The organism is Pseudomonas sp. Irchel s3b6 (assembly GCF_900187415.1).
Classification (GTDB): Bacteria; Pseudomonadota; Gammaproteobacteria; order Pseudomonadales; family Pseudomonadaceae; genus Aquipseudomonas.
In genome coordinates this window covers 503,635-519,979 of record NZ_FYDM01000001.1, presented here as the reverse complement: position 1 = coordinate 519,979, position 16,345 = coordinate 503,635, and the positions used below count along the sequence as shown (strand labels likewise).

Annotated in this window: 17 protein-coding genes; 4 read left to right on the top strand and 13 right to left on the bottom strand. The window is 63.2% G+C overall.

Annotated elements, in window-relative coordinates:
* The first annotated feature begins 600 nt into the window (after positions 1-600).
* Together CKW07_RS02430 and CKW07_RS25575 are read left to right on the top strand one after the other, a co-directional pair.
* Positions 601-1,284: a Crp/Fnr family transcriptional regulator gene (locus tag CKW07_RS02430; protein WP_095143408.1), complete on the top strand. Its 684-nt coding sequence runs from the start codon at positions 601-603 to the stop codon at positions 1,282-1,284.
* A complete protein-coding gene (locus CKW07_RS25575) occupies positions 1,281-1,475 on the top strand; it encodes a protein DnrP (RefSeq protein WP_095143407.1) in 195 nt (64 codons plus the stop codon). The genes CKW07_RS02430 and CKW07_RS25575 overlap by 4 nt, the downstream gene beginning before the upstream one ends.
* A gap of 209 nt (positions 1,476-1,684) precedes the next feature.
* Here CKW07_RS25575 and CKW07_RS02420 read toward each other — a convergent pair whose 3' ends face one another.
* The 12 genes from CKW07_RS02420 to moaC all read right to left on the bottom strand — a co-directional run bounded on the left by CKW07_RS02420 (position 1,685) and on the right by moaC (position 11,916).
* Positions 1,685-3,523, bottom strand: a complete 1,839-nt coding sequence (locus tag CKW07_RS02420) for a nitric oxide reductase activation protein NorD (protein WP_095143406.1) — start codon at positions 3,521-3,523, stop codon at positions 1,685-1,687.
* 77 nt (positions 3,524-3,600) lie between these two features.
* Positions 3,601-5,028: a cbb3-type cytochrome c oxidase subunit I gene (locus CKW07_RS02415; protein WP_095143405.1), complete on the bottom strand. Its 1,428-nt coding sequence runs from the start codon at positions 5,026-5,028 to the stop codon at positions 3,601-3,603.
* 3 nt (positions 5,029-5,031) lie between these two features.
* Positions 5,032-5,472, bottom strand: a complete 441-nt coding sequence (locus tag CKW07_RS02410; protein WP_095143404.1) for a cytochrome c — start codon at positions 5,470-5,472, stop codon at positions 5,032-5,034.
* A 268-nt stretch (positions 5,473-5,740) separates the two neighbouring features.
* Positions 5,741-5,989: a cytochrome C oxidase subunit IV family protein gene (locus CKW07_RS02405; RefSeq protein WP_095143403.1), complete on the bottom strand. Its 249-nt coding sequence runs from the start codon at positions 5,987-5,989 to the stop codon at positions 5,741-5,743.
* 10 nt (positions 5,990-5,999) lie between these two features.
* A complete protein-coding gene (locus CKW07_RS02400) occupies positions 6,000-6,587 on the bottom strand; it encodes a cytochrome c oxidase subunit 3 (protein WP_095143402.1) in 588 nt (195 codons plus the stop codon).
* Positions 6,571-7,362 (bottom strand): CbbQ/NirQ/NorQ/GpvN family protein, encoded by a 792-nt coding sequence (locus CKW07_RS02395; protein WP_095143401.1) that lies wholly within the window; start codon positions 7,360-7,362, stop codon positions 6,571-6,573. Before CKW07_RS02395 ends, CKW07_RS02400 begins: the two co-directional genes overlap by 17 nt.
* A 111-nt stretch (positions 7,363-7,473) precedes the next feature.
* The gene (gene hemN / locus CKW07_RS02390; RefSeq protein ID WP_095143400.1) at positions 7,474-8,862 is read right to left on the bottom strand and encodes an oxygen-independent coproporphyrinogen III oxidase; all 1,389 of its coding nucleotides are present in this window, start codon (positions 8,860-8,862) and stop codon (positions 7,474-7,476) included.
* Entirely contained in the window at positions 8,846-10,180 is a 1,335-nt protein-coding gene (locus CKW07_RS02385) for a coproporphyrinogen III oxidase (protein WP_095143399.1), read from the bottom strand. The genes hemN and CKW07_RS02385 overlap by 17 nt, the downstream gene beginning before the upstream one ends.
* A gap of 108 nt (positions 10,181-10,288) precedes the next feature.
* Positions 10,289-10,732, bottom strand: a complete 444-nt coding sequence (locus CKW07_RS02380; RefSeq protein WP_095143398.1) for a CopD family copper resistance protein — start codon at positions 10,730-10,732, stop codon at positions 10,289-10,291.
* Positions 10,729-11,196 (bottom strand): molybdopterin synthase catalytic subunit MoaE, encoded by a 468-nt coding sequence (moaE, locus tag CKW07_RS02375; RefSeq protein WP_095143397.1) that lies wholly within the window; start codon positions 11,194-11,196, stop codon positions 10,729-10,731. The genes CKW07_RS02380 and moaE overlap by 4 nt, the downstream gene beginning before the upstream one ends.
* A 4-nt stretch (positions 11,197-11,200) precedes the next feature.
* Positions 11,201-11,446 carry a MoaD/ThiS family protein gene (locus tag CKW07_RS02370; protein ID WP_095143396.1) on the bottom strand — a complete coding sequence of 82 codons (246 nt, stop codon included), beginning with the start codon at positions 11,444-11,446 and terminating at the stop codon, positions 11,201-11,203.
* A complete protein-coding gene (moaC, locus tag CKW07_RS02365) occupies positions 11,443-11,916 on the bottom strand; it encodes a cyclic pyranopterin monophosphate synthase MoaC (RefSeq protein WP_095143605.1) in 474 nt (157 codons plus the stop codon). The genes CKW07_RS02370 and moaC overlap by 4 nt, the downstream gene beginning before the upstream one ends.
* A 311-nt stretch (positions 11,917-12,227) precedes the next feature.
* Here moaC and CKW07_RS02360 point away from each other — a divergent pair, with 311 nt between their 5' ends.
* The gene (locus tag CKW07_RS02360) at positions 12,228-13,937 is read left to right on the top strand and encodes an amidase (protein WP_095143395.1); all 1,710 of its coding nucleotides are present in this window, start codon (positions 12,228-12,230) and stop codon (positions 13,935-13,937) included.
* A 66-nt stretch (positions 13,938-14,003) separates the two neighbouring features.
* Here CKW07_RS02360 and CKW07_RS02355 read toward each other — a convergent pair whose 3' ends face one another.
* Entirely contained in the window at positions 14,004-14,600 is a 597-nt protein-coding gene (locus tag CKW07_RS02355) for a DJ-1/PfpI family protein (protein ID WP_095143394.1), read from the bottom strand.
* 112 nt (positions 14,601-14,712) lie between these two features.
* On the opposite strand from CKW07_RS02355, the gene CKW07_RS02350 reads away from it, so the two are divergent.
* A complete protein-coding gene (locus tag CKW07_RS02350; protein WP_095143393.1) occupies positions 14,713-16,047 on the top strand; it encodes a PLP-dependent aminotransferase family protein in 1,335 nt (444 codons plus the stop codon).
* Positions 16,048-16,345: the final 298 nt, after the last annotated feature.

The window sequence follows — 16,345 nt, the reverse complement described above, 5'->3', positions numbered from 1 at the left end:
CCGGTAATGACGCGTCACTGCCTTTGTCGCAAATCAAGCTTACCGGGCAACAACGGGGGCAAACTGCCCGCCTGCTGTCACACCAGGACTTGCAAGGGCCGTGCCCTGCCCCCGTGGTGAGACTGCGGTGCCGGCACACAAGGGTCCCGGCAGTCCCCCTCATCGCGAGGACCACCAAGAAAATGGTCCAAATGACAAGATGATGGTCATTTTGACTCGTAACACCTTGGTCATTTTGACCTCATGATTTTGAAAAACCCACTAAATGCTAGGGAGGCGCGCCTGGCCCGAGTCTTGCTCAAGCCATGCCACCTTGATCCCCTTTCACTCCGCCGGAGTCGTCATGAATAACGTTATCCAGCCACTGGCTTGGTTTGTCGTCCTCAGCTCGGTCATCGCCTTGGCCAGTGGCATCTCCCTGGGCCTGGTTTGACGGCTTGGCCTGCGAATGCCGACCTTTGCAGGAGCGAGCAAGCTCGCGATGGACGTTAACGATAACGCGTGTTTTCTGATTAACCGCGCTGCTCTTGAGTTCATCGCGAGCACGCTCGCTCCTACCCCTATGGCTCCCCCCTTTTTCCGCTATCAGGATGAATTCTCATGGTGCTTCACCGCGTCCATCACCAGATTCTGCGCAGCCATCACTTGTTCGAGCCCTTGAATGAAGAACAGTTGGATGAGCTGATGGGGTCCAGCCATTTGCTGAGCATCGACAAGGGCGAACCGCTGTTTCGCCAGGGCGAGCCCGCCGATTCGTTTTACTTTGTGATTGCCGGTGCGGTGAAGATCTACCGCCTGACCCCGGACGGGCAGGAGAAAGTGTTCGAAGTCATCGGCCCGCGACAAACCTTCGCCGAGGCGATGATGCTGATGGACACGCCCAACTATGTGGCCTCGGCTGAAGCCGTGGGCCCCACGCAGCTCTATCGCCTGAGCAACAGCACCTACATGCGCCTGCTGCAGAGCAACAGCCGCCTGACCTTCGCCCTGCTCGGCAAACTCAGCATGCGCCTGCATCAACGGGTCAACGAAATCGAAACCCTGTCGCTGAAAAACGCCACCCACCGGGTCGTGCGTTACCTGCTCACGCAACTGATGCACCTGCAGCCGGTCGAGCGCCATTTCGAGTTGCCGATGGCCAAGCAGTTGATTGCCGGCCACCTGTCCATCCAGCCGGAAACCTTCTCGCGGATCATCCGCCGCCTGATCGATGAGAAGATCATCACCCAGGACGGCCGCCAGATTGTCATTCTCGACCGTCCGCGCCTGGAGCACTTCGAGTGAATGCCCTGCCCGTCTGCCTGTATTGCCAACGCCCCCACCCGCCTCGGCAAAGTACTTGCAGCCACTGCGGCATGCCCCTGTCGGCGCTGGCGAACGGTGCCCGACAACGCACGCTACGACGCTTCAGGTGGTTTTGCATCGGCCTTGCGATCTTCTGCGTGACGATGTTTTTCTGGCTGCCGCGCGGTTAAGCGCGGCCGCTCGCCGCCATCCTCCCCCCCTCAAGGCTGTAATGCTGTTCATTTAAGAAGATGAGACCGCATTTGTAGGAGCGAGCGGGCTCGCGATGAACTCAAGAGCAGCGCGTTTAATCAGAAAACACGCGTTATCGTTAACGTCCATCGCAAGCCCGCTCGCTCCTACAAAAGGTCGGCGTTCGCTTAACTGAACAGCATTACCCTCAAGGCTGGGTCAATTGCCGATACAGCTGCGGCAAGCGCAGGGGCAGTTGTTGCGGTTGGTGGATCAGGGTGTAGCCATGGCCGCCGAACATGTACGGCAGGTACGCACCGGCTTCACGATCGATGGTGATGCAAAACGGCGTCAGCCCCTGTCGCCTGGCCTCCAGCACCGCCTGGCGGGTGTCTTCAACGCCGTAGCGCCCCTCGTACAGATCCAGGTCATTGGGCTTGCCGTCCGTGAGCAACAACAACAGCTTGCGCCGCCGCTTGCAGTCGCCCAGCAGTTGGGTGGCCTGGCGGATGGCGGCCCCCATGCGCGTGTAGTAACCCGGCTTGAGCCCCTGAATGCGCCCCCGGGTAGTGTCGTCATAACGCTGATCGAACGCCTTGAGTTCCTGCATCCGCACCTGCTGGCGGCGCAACGAGGAAAACCCGTACAGGGCAAAGTCGTCGCCCAGCACCGACAGGGTTTCGCCAAACAGCAGCAGGCTGTCGCGGATCACATCGATCACCCGATGTTCAGTGTTCAGGTGGGCATCGGTGGACATCGAGAGATCGGCCAGCAACAGGCACGCCAGATCGCGGCGAGTCTGGCGTTGCTCCATGAACAGGCCTCGCTCGGCGCATTGCCCATGTGCACGCTCGACGTGAAAATCCAGCCAGGCCTGCATATCCAACTCGCTGCCCTGGGGCTGCTGCCGCAACCACTGCCGGTCGTTGCGCAGGTGTTCGAACTGTCGCCGCAAGCGCTGCGCCGAGGGCTTGAGCCGCGCAGGCAGCGGCTGCGCCTGGGAATCACGGGGCACGAGCATTTGCAGGTTGACGAAGTCGTCCCGCAAACGTGCTTGGCGATAGTCCCATTCCGGCAACTTGATGCCCGCCCCCAGGGGGATGTCATCGACGTCCGCCGGTGGCAGATCCAGGTGCAGCTTGAGACCACCGCCCTTGCGCAGGCGGGTGCGCGACAGGGTCAGTTGGTCCAGGTCATCGGCGACCCTTGCGGCGTCGGGGTCTTCGCGATCATCCGACCAGCGATCCAGGTCCACGTGCTCGGTCCAACTGAACAGGTTCTCCAGGCGCACCACCAGCAGCCCACCCTGGCGCGTGCTGTCGTCGATCCGCGTAGCGCGCTTGCGACCGCCTTGCTGTTCGCCCGGAGGTGTCGCCAGGCACTCATCCGACTCCTCGACATCCGCCGCTTGCGGGCTGGCCAGATGCAGCGGCGGATACAGCCACAGCGGCACCGGCCAGGCCGCCCGCTCGCTGCGCACAAACTCGCTGACACTGCCCGGTTCGCGCAGGGCTTGGCACACACTGCGCTCCAGCGCGGCTTCGGCAGGGCTCAGCGACGCCGGATCCGGACGCAGTTGCAGATGGGCCTCGACCAGGCGCCGATAGCGGGCGCGCAACGGCGGATAGCGCTGCAACAGAGTTTGGGTCCAGCGTTGATTGTCCCGGCCCCAGTGCCGCATCGGCCCGGAATGCGCCGCCAACAGTGCCAGCCAGCGATAGAGTTCCTCATTCAGTCCGGCATCGGGAAACACCGCCAGGCTCGCCGGCAGACGCAGATTCTGCGCGTCGCACCAGGCCAACGGCACTTGCCGGCAGGTGCCGGCGATCTGCTGCAACAGGGTGCGCCGCAGCAGCAGGTCACGCTCGCTGGCAGCTTCCACGCCCCGGTTGCCGACATCGCCCATGGCCCGCTGCAACAGCGCCAGCGAGCGTTGCCGCGGGGCCAGTTCGACCCGGGCCTCGGGGAAGTCCGGGCTCGCGCGGCGGGTGATGAAGCGATGCCAGACGCTACCGACCCATTCTTCCAATTCAAGGGTGAAGGCCATGGAGCCTCCTGGTTTCATGTGCCAAAAAACGGCCCGGCGTCACCGCCGGACCGACCCTTTCCAGACCTAACGGCGACTCATGATGGAACCACCGCCGCCGGTGCGCGCAACGCGGCACGAGCGCGCTGGCGGAAGCTCGCCAGATAGCAGAGCAGCCCGGCGAAGAACCCCAGCCCACTGACCAGGCGCGCCCAGAACAAGCCTTGCAGATGCTCGACCGTGGCCATGAACGGCAAGGCACTGCCGTCCTCTGCCCAACGTTGCAGCAACACCTGCACCACGCCGGCGGCGGTCAGCATCAGGGTGATCAGCACCATCGACAGGGTCATCAACCAGAAGCCCCAGATCTCCAGGGTCTGCGAGCGTTCGTCGGCGGCCTCACCGAGCCCGCGCAGGCGTGGCATGGCGTAGCTGATCAAGGTCATCACGATCATCGCGTAAGCACCGTAGAACGCCAGGTGCCCGTGGGCGGCGGTCAGTTGCGAGCCATGGGTGTAGAAGTTGACCGGTGCCAGGGTGTGCAGGAAACCCCAGACTCCGGCACCGAAGAAGGCGGTCACGGTGGTGCCCTTGGCCCACAGCGTGGCGGCGCGGTTCGGGTGCTGCCGACGGCGGTTCTTCACCATGCTGAAGGCAAAGATCACCATGGCCAGGAAGGGCAGCGGCTCCAGTGCCGAGAAGATCGAGCCCACCCACAGCCAGACCTCGGGTGCGCCGATCCAGAAGAAGTGGTGACCGGTGCCGATGATCCCGGTGATCAGCGCCATGGCGATGATCACGTAGAGCCATTTCTCCACCACTTCCCGGTCCACCCCGGTGATCTTGATCAGCACGAAGGCCAGCATCGAGCCCATGATCAGTTCCCACACACCCTCCACCCACAGGTGCACCACCCACCACCAGTAGAACTTGTCGCGGGCCAGGTTGCCGGGGTTGTAAAAGGAGAACAGGAAGAACACCGCCAGGCCGATCAACCCGGTCATCATGACCATGCTGACGGTGGTCTTGCGGCCTTTGAGCAGGGTCATGCCGATGTTGTAGAGAAACCCCAGACACACCACCACGATGCCCATCTTGGTGATGGTCGGCTGCTCCAGGAACTCCCGGCCCATGGTCGGCAACAGCTCGTTGTGGGTCAGCTTCGCCAGGCCCGCATAAGGCACCAGCAAGTAACCGAGAATGGTCAGCACACCGGCGGCGGCGAACACCCAGAACAGGATCAGCGCCAGCCTCGGGCTGTGCAGTTCACGGTCGGCCTCCTCCGGAATCAGGTAGTAGGCAGCCCCCATGAAACCGAACAGCAGCCAGACAATCAGCAGGTTGGTGTGCACCATCCGCGCGACGTTGAAAGGAATGACCGGGAACAGGAAGTCCCCTATCACGTACTGCAGGCCCATGATCAAACCGAACAACACTTGGCCCAGGAACAGGATCAGGGCAAATACGAAGTAAGGTTTGGCCACGGCTTGCGAGGCGAACTTCAGATGTGGATTGGCAATGCTCATCACTCAGCCCTCCCTGTTTGGCGGCCAGCCATTGGTATTGATGTTCGAGCTCCACTTGAGGAATTCGGCGATGTCGTCGACTTCCTGCTCACTCAGGTTGAATTGCGGCATCGCCCTACGCCCGGGTACGCCCAGGGGCTGCATCTTCATCCAGGCATGCAGGAAGGGTTTGAACGCCTCCTCGCCGCCGCGGCGCTGAAACACATTGCCCAGTTCAGGCGCGAAGTAAGCGCCCTCGCCCAACAGCGTGTGGCAACCGATACAGTTGTTTTGCTCCCAGACCGTCTTGCCGCGAATCACTGATTCGGTCAATTGCGCTGCATTGCTGCGGTCAGGAAAGGTCTGCTCGGTGTGATAGGTCAAGGCCAGGAATATCAGGAAGAAGAACACGCTCCCCCCGAAATAGATGTTCCTGGCCATGCCTTTGGTGAAGGTCTCTGACATGGTCGCTTCCTCTTTGCTTGGCCCGTCCATGATAGGAAGCGAGGGTCTGGAATCTGCTTGATGGCGATCAAGAAACGCCGATGGTTTCACTCGGGTATTGGCGCCAGGAAGCCAGGCACATACCTGTGGCGAGGGAGCTTGCTCCCGCTCGGCTGCGTAGCGGCCGCATTTGCACCTGCTTTCTATCTGAATATCGCGGTGACTGGTTTTAGGGCCGCTGCGCGCCCCAGCGGGAGCAAGCTCCCTCGCCACAGGTTGGTTAGCTGCCTTACACCAGCATCAATCCCACAACGGCTGCCAGCACCAGCGCCCAGCTCAGCATCAACCCTCGCCACAATCGCGGTGCGCGGCGCAGCTCCATGAAGCCATCGGTGATCAGCCAGGCCTTGCCGACCGCCACCAGCAAAATGGCCATGGACAGCGGCCACGTCGTGCCGGACTGTGCCAGCACCACCGTGCACACGCTTAACGTCGCCAATGCGGCCCAACAGACGAGCAAAAACCTGGAAACTGACATCAGCCCCCCATCAATTCAGAACGTAGACCAGCGGAAAAAGTACGACCCAGATCAGATCGACCATGTGCCAATACAACACGCCGGATTCAAATCCGCTGCGGTTGCCGGCGTCGTACAGGCCACGGCGGCAACGCTCGGCCAGCCATCCGAGAATGACCATGCCAAGCAATACGTGAAGAAAATGAAACCCGGTGAGGATCCAGTAGAGGGTGAAAAAGGTGTTGTGCTCCATGCCCAGCCCCGAGGCCAGCAAGTGCCGGTATTCAGTGAGTTTCAACACCACGTAGACGCTGGCGGCGAGCAGCGCTGCCAGCAGGTAGACAGCGCCGTGGCGAGGCCATGAGCGTCTGACTTGCTCCTGGGCCAGCGCGGCGAACAGCCCGGCGGTGAGCAGGCTCAGGGTCATCGCGAGGCCGGTAGACGTATTGAGCAACAGACGGCTTTCGACGAACAGCTGCGGCTTGATTGCCTGGGTCACGGCGAACGCCAGTATCAGGATGGCGAACACCGTCAGCTCGGCGAGGATGAAAAACCACATCGCCAGGTCCCCCGGCAAGTGGCGAGGCGAGCGCCCGGCGGTGTCAGCCGAAGTAGACATCAACCACGTCCATCAGCGCGGCCACCGTCACCCCATCATCGCTCAGCGGCTCGGCCAGGCAGGCTAGGCAGGCCTCGCGGGGATTCATGCCGGCACCGATCATGCGCGCGGTAAAGATCAGCAAGCGTGTGGACGCCACTTCTTCCAGGTCATGCTGATCCAGGCGGCGCAATGCCTGCCCCAACCCGACCACCTGGTTCGCCAGCGCGGCGTCCACCCGGGCCTCGCGAGCGACGATGCGCGCTTCCTCGGCGGGCGCCGGGTAATCGAAGCGCATCGCCACGAAACGCTGTCGGGTGCTGGGCTTCATGCCTTTGAGCAGGTTCTGGTAACCGGGGTTATAGGACACCACCAACATGAAGGATGGCGGTGCCCGCAGCACTTCGCCGGTGCGCTCCAGGAACAACTCACGACGGTCGTCGGCCAATGGATGCAGGACCACCACGGTGTCCTGGCGGGCCTCGACCACTTCGTCGAGGTAACAGATGCCCCCTTCGCGTACCGCGCGGGTCAGCGGCCCGTCCTGCCACCAGGTGCCCTGGGCGCCAATCAGGTGCCGGCCGATCAGGTCGGCGGCGCTCAAGTCATCGTGGCACGCCACGGTATGCAACGGCAGGTTCAGGCGGTGGGCCATGTGCTGGACGAAGCGGGTCTTGCCACAGCCCGTGGGGCCCTTGATCAGGACCGGCATGCCGTGTCGCCAGGCTTGCTCGAACAGCGCCTGCTCATTATTCAGCGGTTGGTAGAAGGGTTCGCACGCATGCCTGGGGTCCATGGGATACCTGATTCGATAGCGGGTTCAAGGAACACGCTACGGGCCCCGGCGATCACTCGGCAAGCGCCACGGCCGGCAAACTTGATCGCCGTCAAGCGCACGGCCAGCGGCTCACACCGTGCGCGAAAACAGGCCTTTTTGCCCGTCCCCAAGGTAGGCGTCAAACGCCATGGCCGTACTGCGCATCATCAGGTACCCCTGCGGCAGCAGGTGCAAAGCGTCGGCATGAATCTGCACCAGACCGTCACGAACATGCTCCTGGAGTTGCCCCAGGGCGTCGGCAAAGTACTCTCGAAAATCGATGCCATGGCGCCTTTCGTACCGGGAGAAATCGACCCGGCCATGACACATCAGGTCGCTGATCACCTCCCGGCGCAACAGGTCGTCGGCACTCAGGCGGTAGCCGCGATGCACCGGCAACAGGCCTTGATCGATCCGCGCGTAGTACTGCGAAAGCTCCTTGACGCTCTGGCTGTAGCTGTCGCCGACCTTGCCGATCGACGATACGCCCAGGCCGATCAAGTCACAGTCGGCATGGGTCGAATACCCCTGGAAGTTGCGTTGCAAGGTGCCATTGGCCCGGGCCCGTGTCAGCTCGTCCTCGGGCAAGGCAAAGTGATCCATCCCGATGTAGACGTAACCGGCCTCGGTCAGACGGCGGATGGTCAGTTCCAGCAACTCCAGCTTGCGCTCCGGCGGCGGCATGTCGGCCGGGCGAATCAGCCGTTGCGCGCGCACCAGTTCCGGCATGTGGGCGTAACTGTAGGCGGCGATCCGGTCGGGGCGCAGTGCGATGATCTTGTCCAGGGTGACACCGAAGCTGTCCACCGTTTGCAACGGCAGGCCATAGATCAGGTCGACGCTGACCGACTTGAAGTGCGCCTCGCGCGCGGCGGCGACCAGCGCATAGATCTGCTCTTCGCTTTGCTGGCGATTGACCGCCGCCTGTACCGCCGGATCGAAATCCTGCACGCCGAAGCTCAGGCGATTGAAACCCAGCCCACGCAGCGTGTGCACCTGCCCGGTGCTGATGGTGCGCGGGTCGACCTCAATGGAGAACTCGTGGTCATCGCTGTCATCCAGATTGAAGGCCTGATGCAGGCACGCCATCAGCTCGGCCAATTGTTCGTCGCTCAGGTACGTCGGTGTGCCGCCCCCCAGGTGCAGCTGCGTGAGTGTTCGAGTGCGGTCGAACAAGGCCGCCTGCATGGCGATCTCGCGCTTGAGGTAGCCCAGGTACTCCACGGCGCGCTGGGGCTTGCGGGTGATAATCTTGTTGCAGGCGCAGTAGTAACAAAGGCTCTGGCAGAACGGAATGTGGATGTAGGCGGACAGCGGCTTGGGCACGGCCAACTGGTTGCTGGCCTGCACCGCTTGCCGATAGTCGTCGACCGCAAAGGCCTGATGGAACTGCGGCGCCGTGGGATAGGAGGTGTAGCGCGGCCCCGGACGGTCATATTTGCGAACCAGGGCACGATTGAAATCAAAGACAGGCATCATGATCGATCAACTCTTGAGGGGATGAGTGCCCCGGGTGGTTCACGTCCTGTTCGAACACCTGGCAGATAGCGTCCACCTCCAGCCGTCCGGCCGGAAGAATGCTGATAAAGCGCTCCGAGAGCTCAACCAGGCCGTCCTCGCTCATCTGCCGGAGGCACTGCCAGGCGGCGGCGAAGTACTGGCGAAAAATCAGTCCGTAACGGCTTTCGATAGCCCGGATATCCAGCTCCAGGTCACAGGCCAGGCGCTCCATCACCAACTGCCTGACCTGATCGCCCGCCTCGCAGCGCCAGCCACGGCAGATTGCCAACTGGCCACTGTGCAGCTGCTGCAGATAGTGCTCAGGGTCCTCGGTGTTTTGCGCATACAACTCGTCGAACTGGCTGATGGCACCCGGTCCAAAGCCGACATGATCGCAGTAGCCGTGCCGGGTGAAGCCGTGGCAGGTACGACGCAAGCGGCCGCGTTCCTGCGCGATCGCCAGGTCATCGTCGGGGCGGACAAACTGCCCCAGGCCAATGGGTTGATAACCGGCAGCCAGCAACTGTTCAAAACAGATCCGGCGCATCGCGCCCTTGGCGTCCTCGCTGCAGGCATCGGCGGCGTGGTGCCCGTGCCGGTAGCGCGGTGGCGGCTGGTCGTAGTCGAACACCTGCACGCGATCCGGCTCCAGCTCGATGATGGCCGCCAGTTTCAGGGCGAAGCTGTGCGGGGTCTGCCAGGCGTGGCCGTACCCGAGGTCGACGTTGACGGAGCGAAAACCGAAGGTGCGGGCGGCGTCGATCAGCGAGTGGATCGGTGCGGGGTTCTGGTAGCAGGTCGCTGACCGCTCGCCGTCGGTGCCGATGTCCGGGACACCGATGCTCACATGATTGAACCCCTGCTCACGCAGCACGCCCATCATCGCCCAATCGGTGTGATGCAGATCGACGTCGACACTGTAGTCGCCGCACTCGTGTCCGAGAACGTTGAACCGGTTGCGCAGGTGCGCCATCAGCCGTTGCACAGGCTGCGCCTGCGGGGTTCCTCCGCCCAGGTGGAATTGCTCGACACGTTGCCCCGCCCCCAGGTGACACCCCAGCAGGTCGATCTCGCGCAGCAGACACTGAAAATGAGGCTCAGACCTGAAACCCGCGGGAAGCTGCACGTTCAACGACAGCGGACGACATTTCTGGCGACTGACACGCAATGCCCGCAGCACATCCAGAGAACCGATCCCGCCATGAAACTTGCGGGTGTCGACATGACAATTGGGGTCGAGCACGCCTTGGTCGTGGCGAACGAAGGGCTCGCGGCGGGCGTGGAGTAAATCGGCCATGACAGAGCTCCGAGACTGGCTGCAGGTCGCCAGTGTCCAGCGTTATCGCTCAAGGCTCCTTGATTTGCATCAAGCGCCGGTGCCGCGCGGCTCCACCGTCTGTCCCGTTCACCAGGTCAGATAGAACATGCCTTTGGCCAACAGCACGATGGCCACCATGTGCCCGAACAGGCTGTGGTGAATCACATTCAGGTAACGGGCCTTCATGCGCCCGCGCCTGAACAGGAACATCGCGGTGAAGAAATGCATGAGCACGCTGACGGCCAACAGGATTTTCAACAGCAGCAAGGTGCCGAACGACGATGCCAGCGGCGCGGCCAGGACCGGCAGGTAGCGCAACCAGACCATGCCCAGCCCGGCACCGAACAACGCCAGCAAGACCCAGGGCATCAGGGTCCTGGCGCGCCGACCGATGCCCTGCTCGAGCAACAGCATGACCCTGGCCGGTAGCTGCTTGCGGATACTCTCCAGGAACAGGACTTCGAAGAACACCGTGCCGATAAACACCAGCGCAGCAAACAGATGCACGGTCAGCAGCAGCGGATAGCTCATGTGCCCCCCGGAACAGCTTCGGCCCAGCGTTGTGCCGCCTGGTGATCGCTGTCGCGCCCCTCGACCCACTGCGCGCCCTGGACCCCCTGCTCCTTCTTCCAGAACGGCGCACGGGTTTTCAGGTAATCCATGACAAAGGCACAGGCCTCGAAAGCCGCCTGACGGTGACTGCTGGTGACGCCGACGAAAACGATCGGGTCCCCCGGCTGCAAGGCGCCGACCCGGTGGATGAGTTCCAGGCCCAGCAGCGGCCAGCGCTGGTGGGCCTCGTCGACGATCTTGCCCAGGGCCTTTTCGGTCATGCCCGGGTAGTGTTCAAGGAACATCCCGCAGACGTCCTGGCCTGCGTTGAAATCCCGCACATAACCGACAAAGCTCACCACCGCGCCCACCCCTGTGCTGCCGGCCTGCAGGGCGTTGAGTTCGGCGCCGGGATCAAAGCAGGCGGTCTGTACTCGAATCATCGTCTCAGCCCCCTGTCACCGTGGGGAAGAACGCCACTTCATCGCCGTCCTTCAAGGGTTCATCGAGCCCACACATGTCCTGGTTGCGGGCACACATGAGGTGCTGCTCGGCCAGCACCTGCCAGGCGCCGGAGCGGCCTACCAGGTGCTGGCGCAATTGATCGAGCGAGGCGAACTGCCCCTCGATGACTTCGGCGTCGCGCCCCAGGGTTTCGCGGTAGCGGGAGAAATAATGCACAGTGAGTTTCATGGGGTTGGCGCCTCATAGATACCGCTCTTGCCGCCGCTCTTGTGCAGCAAGCGCACCGACTCGATGCTCATGCCACGGTCCACCGCCTTGCACATGTCATACAGCGTCAAGGCGGCGACACTGGCGGCGGTCAACGCTTCCATCTCGACCCCGGTCTGCCCGGCCAGCTTGCAGCCTGCGACGATGCGCACCCGATTGTCGCTCTCCAGGCTCAACGTCACGCTGACGCTGCTCAGGAGCAACGGATGACACAGCGGAATCAACTCGCTGGTACGCTTGGCCGCCTGGATCCCGGCAATCCGCGCCACCGCGAACACGTCTCCCTTGGGATGGCCACCGCTGACAATCAACTGCGCGGTTTCGGCACGCATCCGCACCCAGGCTTCGGCGATGGCTTCGCGGCAGGTCACGTTTTTTTCGGTGACATCGACCATCCGCGCGTGGCCATCGGAATCGAGGTGAGTCAGCACAACTTCGCTCATGGGCAACAGGCCTTGTGGTTTCGACGACAGCAACGGGTTGTCTTGCAGGCTACAGTGTCGGCCGGACTAGGCGATTGACGGTGATCAAGAATCCCTCACGACCGGGAAAACCCGAAAGGTGCAGACGGGTGCTTTTCGAATGGGCAATCGCCAGTAAACTATGCGCTTGCGACCTGACGCATGCTGCGCATGAGAACCGATATGAACACCCAGTTTGAGACAAGTGATGCCCCTGAGCACAGGATCCCGCGTGATGAACACCTTTACCACGCCCCTCATCAGCCGACGGTGATAACCCCATGATCGAGGTCACCGAGGTTTCCATTGCCCAACTGCGCGCAGCGCTCGAATCCGGCCAGACCACGGCGGTTGAACTGGTCCAGGCCTATCTCGCCAGGATCGAGGCCTACGACGGCCCCGACACACCCACTGCCCTCAACGCGGTGGTGGTACGCAACCCCGACGCACTCATTGAGGCGCAGGCCTCCGATGCGCGTCGGGCCAAGGGTCAGACGCGGGGTCCGCTCGATGGCATCCCCTACACCGCCAAGGACAGTTACCTGGTCAAGGGGCTCACCGCAGCTTCAGGCAGCCCGGCCTTCGCCAACCTGATCGCCCATCGCGATGCGTTCACCATCGAACGGCTGCGCGCCGCGGGCGCGATCTGCCTGGGCAAGACCAACATGCCGCCCATGGCCAACGGCGGCATGCAGCGCGGGGTCTATGGTCGGGCGGAGAGTCCGTACAACGCAGACTATCTGACCGCCCCCTTCGCCTCAGGCTCGTCCAACGGTGCAGGCACCGCCACCGCGGCCAGTTTCGCCGCATTCGGCCTGGCCGAAGAAACCTGGTCCAGCGGTCGGGGCCCGGCCTCGAACAATGGCTTGTGTGCCTATACGCCGTCGCGTGGGGTGATCTCGGTACGTGGCAACTGGCCGCTGACGCCCACCATGGACGTTGTGGTGCCGTTCGCCAGAACCATGGCGGACCTGCTCGAGGTGCTCGACGTGGTGGTCGCGGAGGACCCCGACACCCGGGGCGATCTGTGGCGCATGCAACCCTGGGTGCCCCTGCCGAGCGTCGCCTCGGTGCGTCCGGCCTCCTACCAGGCACTCGCCGCGAATGCCTCGGCACTGGCGGGCAAGCGCCTGGGCGTGCCGCGCATGTACATCAATGCCGACCCCGAAGCGGGCACGGCGGATGCGCCCGGTATCGGTGGCCCGACAGGCCAGCGCATCCACACCCGACCCTCGGTGATCGGGCTCTGGGAAGCCGCTCGCCAGGCACTTGAAGCCGCTGGCGCCGAAGTGATCGAGGTCGATTTCCCGCTGGTCTCCAATTGCGAGGGTGATCGTCCCGGTGCGCCGACCGTATACAACCGGGGCTTGGTGTCCAAGGAGTTCCTGCACCATGAGTTGTGGGACCTGACGGCCTGGGCCTTCGATGACTTTCTCCAGGCCAATGGCGACCCCAAATTGAACCGCCTGGTCGACGTGGACGGACCGCTGATTTTCCCCCACGACCCGGGAACCCTCCCCAACCGGGAAGGTGACCTTGCCGCGGGCATGGACGAGTACGTGCGGATGGCCGAGCGCGGCATTACCCCCTGGGACCAGATCAGTACCGTGCCTGACGGCCTGCGGGGCCTGGAACAGACCCGGCGCATCGATCTCGAGGACTGGATGGACCGGTTGGGGCTCGATGCGGTGCTGTTCCCGACGGTGGCCGACGTGGCACCGGCGAATGCCGATGTCGATCCGCAGGCGGCGGACATTGCCTGGAGCAACGGTGTCTGGGTCGCCAACGGCAACCTTGCCATCCGCCACCTGGGCGTGCCCACGGTCACCGTGCCGATGGGCGTCATGCCGGACATCGGCATGCCCGTCGGACTGACGTTTGCCGGTCGGGCCTATGACGATTCGACGCTGCTGCGCTTGGCCTCGGCATTTGAGTCGACCGGGACCAAACGATTGATCCCGCCTCGAACCCCAGCGTTGCTGGCGGGCTAACCCTGCACTTGGCGGGATTGGGGCCGTGCATGCTCCAATCCCGCCGGGGTCCGACAACCACTGCGCTTACAAATACGGCGCGATATTGCCCATCCCGCGCGCCACGTACGCCTCCTTTTCCCCCACCGGGGCCACGTAGTGCAATGCGCTTTCGGCCGCTTCGACACCTTCCAGGCGAGCAATGACCCAGGCCGCAAGATAGGGCGAGGCCAGGCATCCACCGGCGGTGGCGACGTTACCGTTGGCGAAGAACGCCTGGTTCAGCACATCAACGCCGGCCGCCTGGACCCAGGGCTTGGTGGTCAGGTCGGTACACGCCGGCACGCCATCGAGCAGCCCCAGTGTTGCCAGCACCAGGGTGCCCGAACATTGCGCCCCCAGCAGTTGCCGTGACGGATCAAGCTGCAATTGCCCCATCAGGGCGCTGTCCGCGACGACTTCGCGTGTCAGCGAGCCACTGCCGATGATGACCGCCTCGGCTTCACTGGCCTCGCGCAGCGTGGCGGTGGACTCGATCACCACCCCGTTCATCGAACGGACGCGGGCGCTCGGGCTGGCAATCGATACGCGCCATCCCGGTTTCTTGACGCGGTTGAGAACGCCGAGCGCGATGAGGGAGTCGAGCTCGTTGTAACCTTCGAACGTGAGAATCGCGATATGCATGAGGAGGCCTTCGCACAGAAGTGGCTGGCAGCCGCCGCAGGTCGGCGGTTGTACGGACGCAGGCTATGGCGAATAATCAGTACAATCAAATTATTGTACTGGATACAACGCCATGGCCCGCTCCCGCTACAAGTCCCTGGTGGACGCGTTCGCCGCCGACATTCGCGCCGGACGCCTGACACCGGGTACGCGCCTGCCCACCCACCGCGAACTGGCGACCCGCGAAGGCCTGGCACTGGCCACCGCGACCCGGGTCTATGGGGAGTTGGAGGCCATGGGGTTGGTCAGTGGCGAAGCCGGGCGCGGTACCTTTGTCCGGGAGACCTCGTTGCCGCCAGGGCTGGGCATCGACCAGCACGCAGTCGCTTCGGGCGTGCTGGACCTGAACTTCAACTACCCCGCCCTGCCCGGCCAGGCCGAGTTGCTGCGGGGCGCCTTGCGCCAACTGGCGACGTCGGGCGATCTGGAAGCCTTGCTGCGCTATCAACCCCACGGCGGCCGTCCCCATGAGCGCGCCGCCGTGGCCCGGCATCTGCGTTGCAGGGGCCTGGACGTCGGTGAAGAGCAGGTGCTGATGGTCAGTGGCGCTCAGCACGGCCTGGCGACGACCGTCATGGGGCTGCTGCGCCCGGGCGATGTGGTGGCGACGGATGCCTTGACCTACCCCGGTTTCAAAGTCCTCGCCGACACCCAGCGCCTGGAGCTGGCGCCCATCCCCTCTGCCGGCTGCGAACCGGACCTGGATGCCCTGGTGCACTTGTGCAAACGCAGAAAGGTACGAGCGGTGTACACCATGCCGACCCTGCACAACCCATTAAGCTGGGTCGCCAGCGAGGACTGGCGGCAACGCCTGGTGCGCATCGCCCGCGAGCATGACCTGATCATCATCGAAGACGCCGCCTATGCCTTCCTGGCCGAAGATCCGCCGGCGCCCCTGGCGGCACGGGCGCCGGAAAGAACGGTGTACGTGTCCGGCCTGTCGAAAAGCGTCGCCACCGGCCTGCGCGTCGGCTTTGTCGCGGCGCCTGTCGGCTGGGTCCCGGCCCTGGAAAGAGCCATCCGCGCCACGGTCTGGAACACCCCGGGCGTGATGACCTCGATTGCCTGCCAGTGGCTCGACGACGGCACGGTCACGCGCCTGGAGGGAGAAAAACGCCAGGACGCCGCCTACCGGCAAGCCATGGCCAGGGCCGCGTTGTCCGGCTTTACCTGCATCAGCCATCCCAACTCCTACTTCCTCTGGCTGCCGCTGGGCGAAGAGGTTCGGGCTGAGCGGATCGCGACGGCGTTGATGGAGCAGCAGGTTTCAGTGTCCACCGCCGAGCCCTTCGCAACCTCCGCCCATCCGCCTCACGCGATCAGGCTCGCATTGGGTTCGCTGGCGCTGGACGCACTTGAGCAAGCACTCGCCAGGGTCAAGCAGGTGGTAGAGGCTCATTCTTTTTGAGGGGCCGCCAGAAGAGTCGGCAAGCGATAGCATTTTTCCAGCTTGCCGCCTTTTCCCTTGAACGCAATCGGTCTAACAAGCCCGACTTGCTTCGAGCTAGCTTTGCTATCCTGAAGGTGTAGGTGAAGACGCAGACTGATGCGCAAGAGGATAGCAAGGAGACGTGGGGCGCGTTCCGAAGGGTACACGGTTAGAAAGATCTCCGCGCTGGGATCCAGCCCTTATGCCGTGTGAAGCAGAAAAGCCCAATTTGAATAATCTTTTCTGTGAGAGGCCTGATAAACCTTGTAAGCCGGAG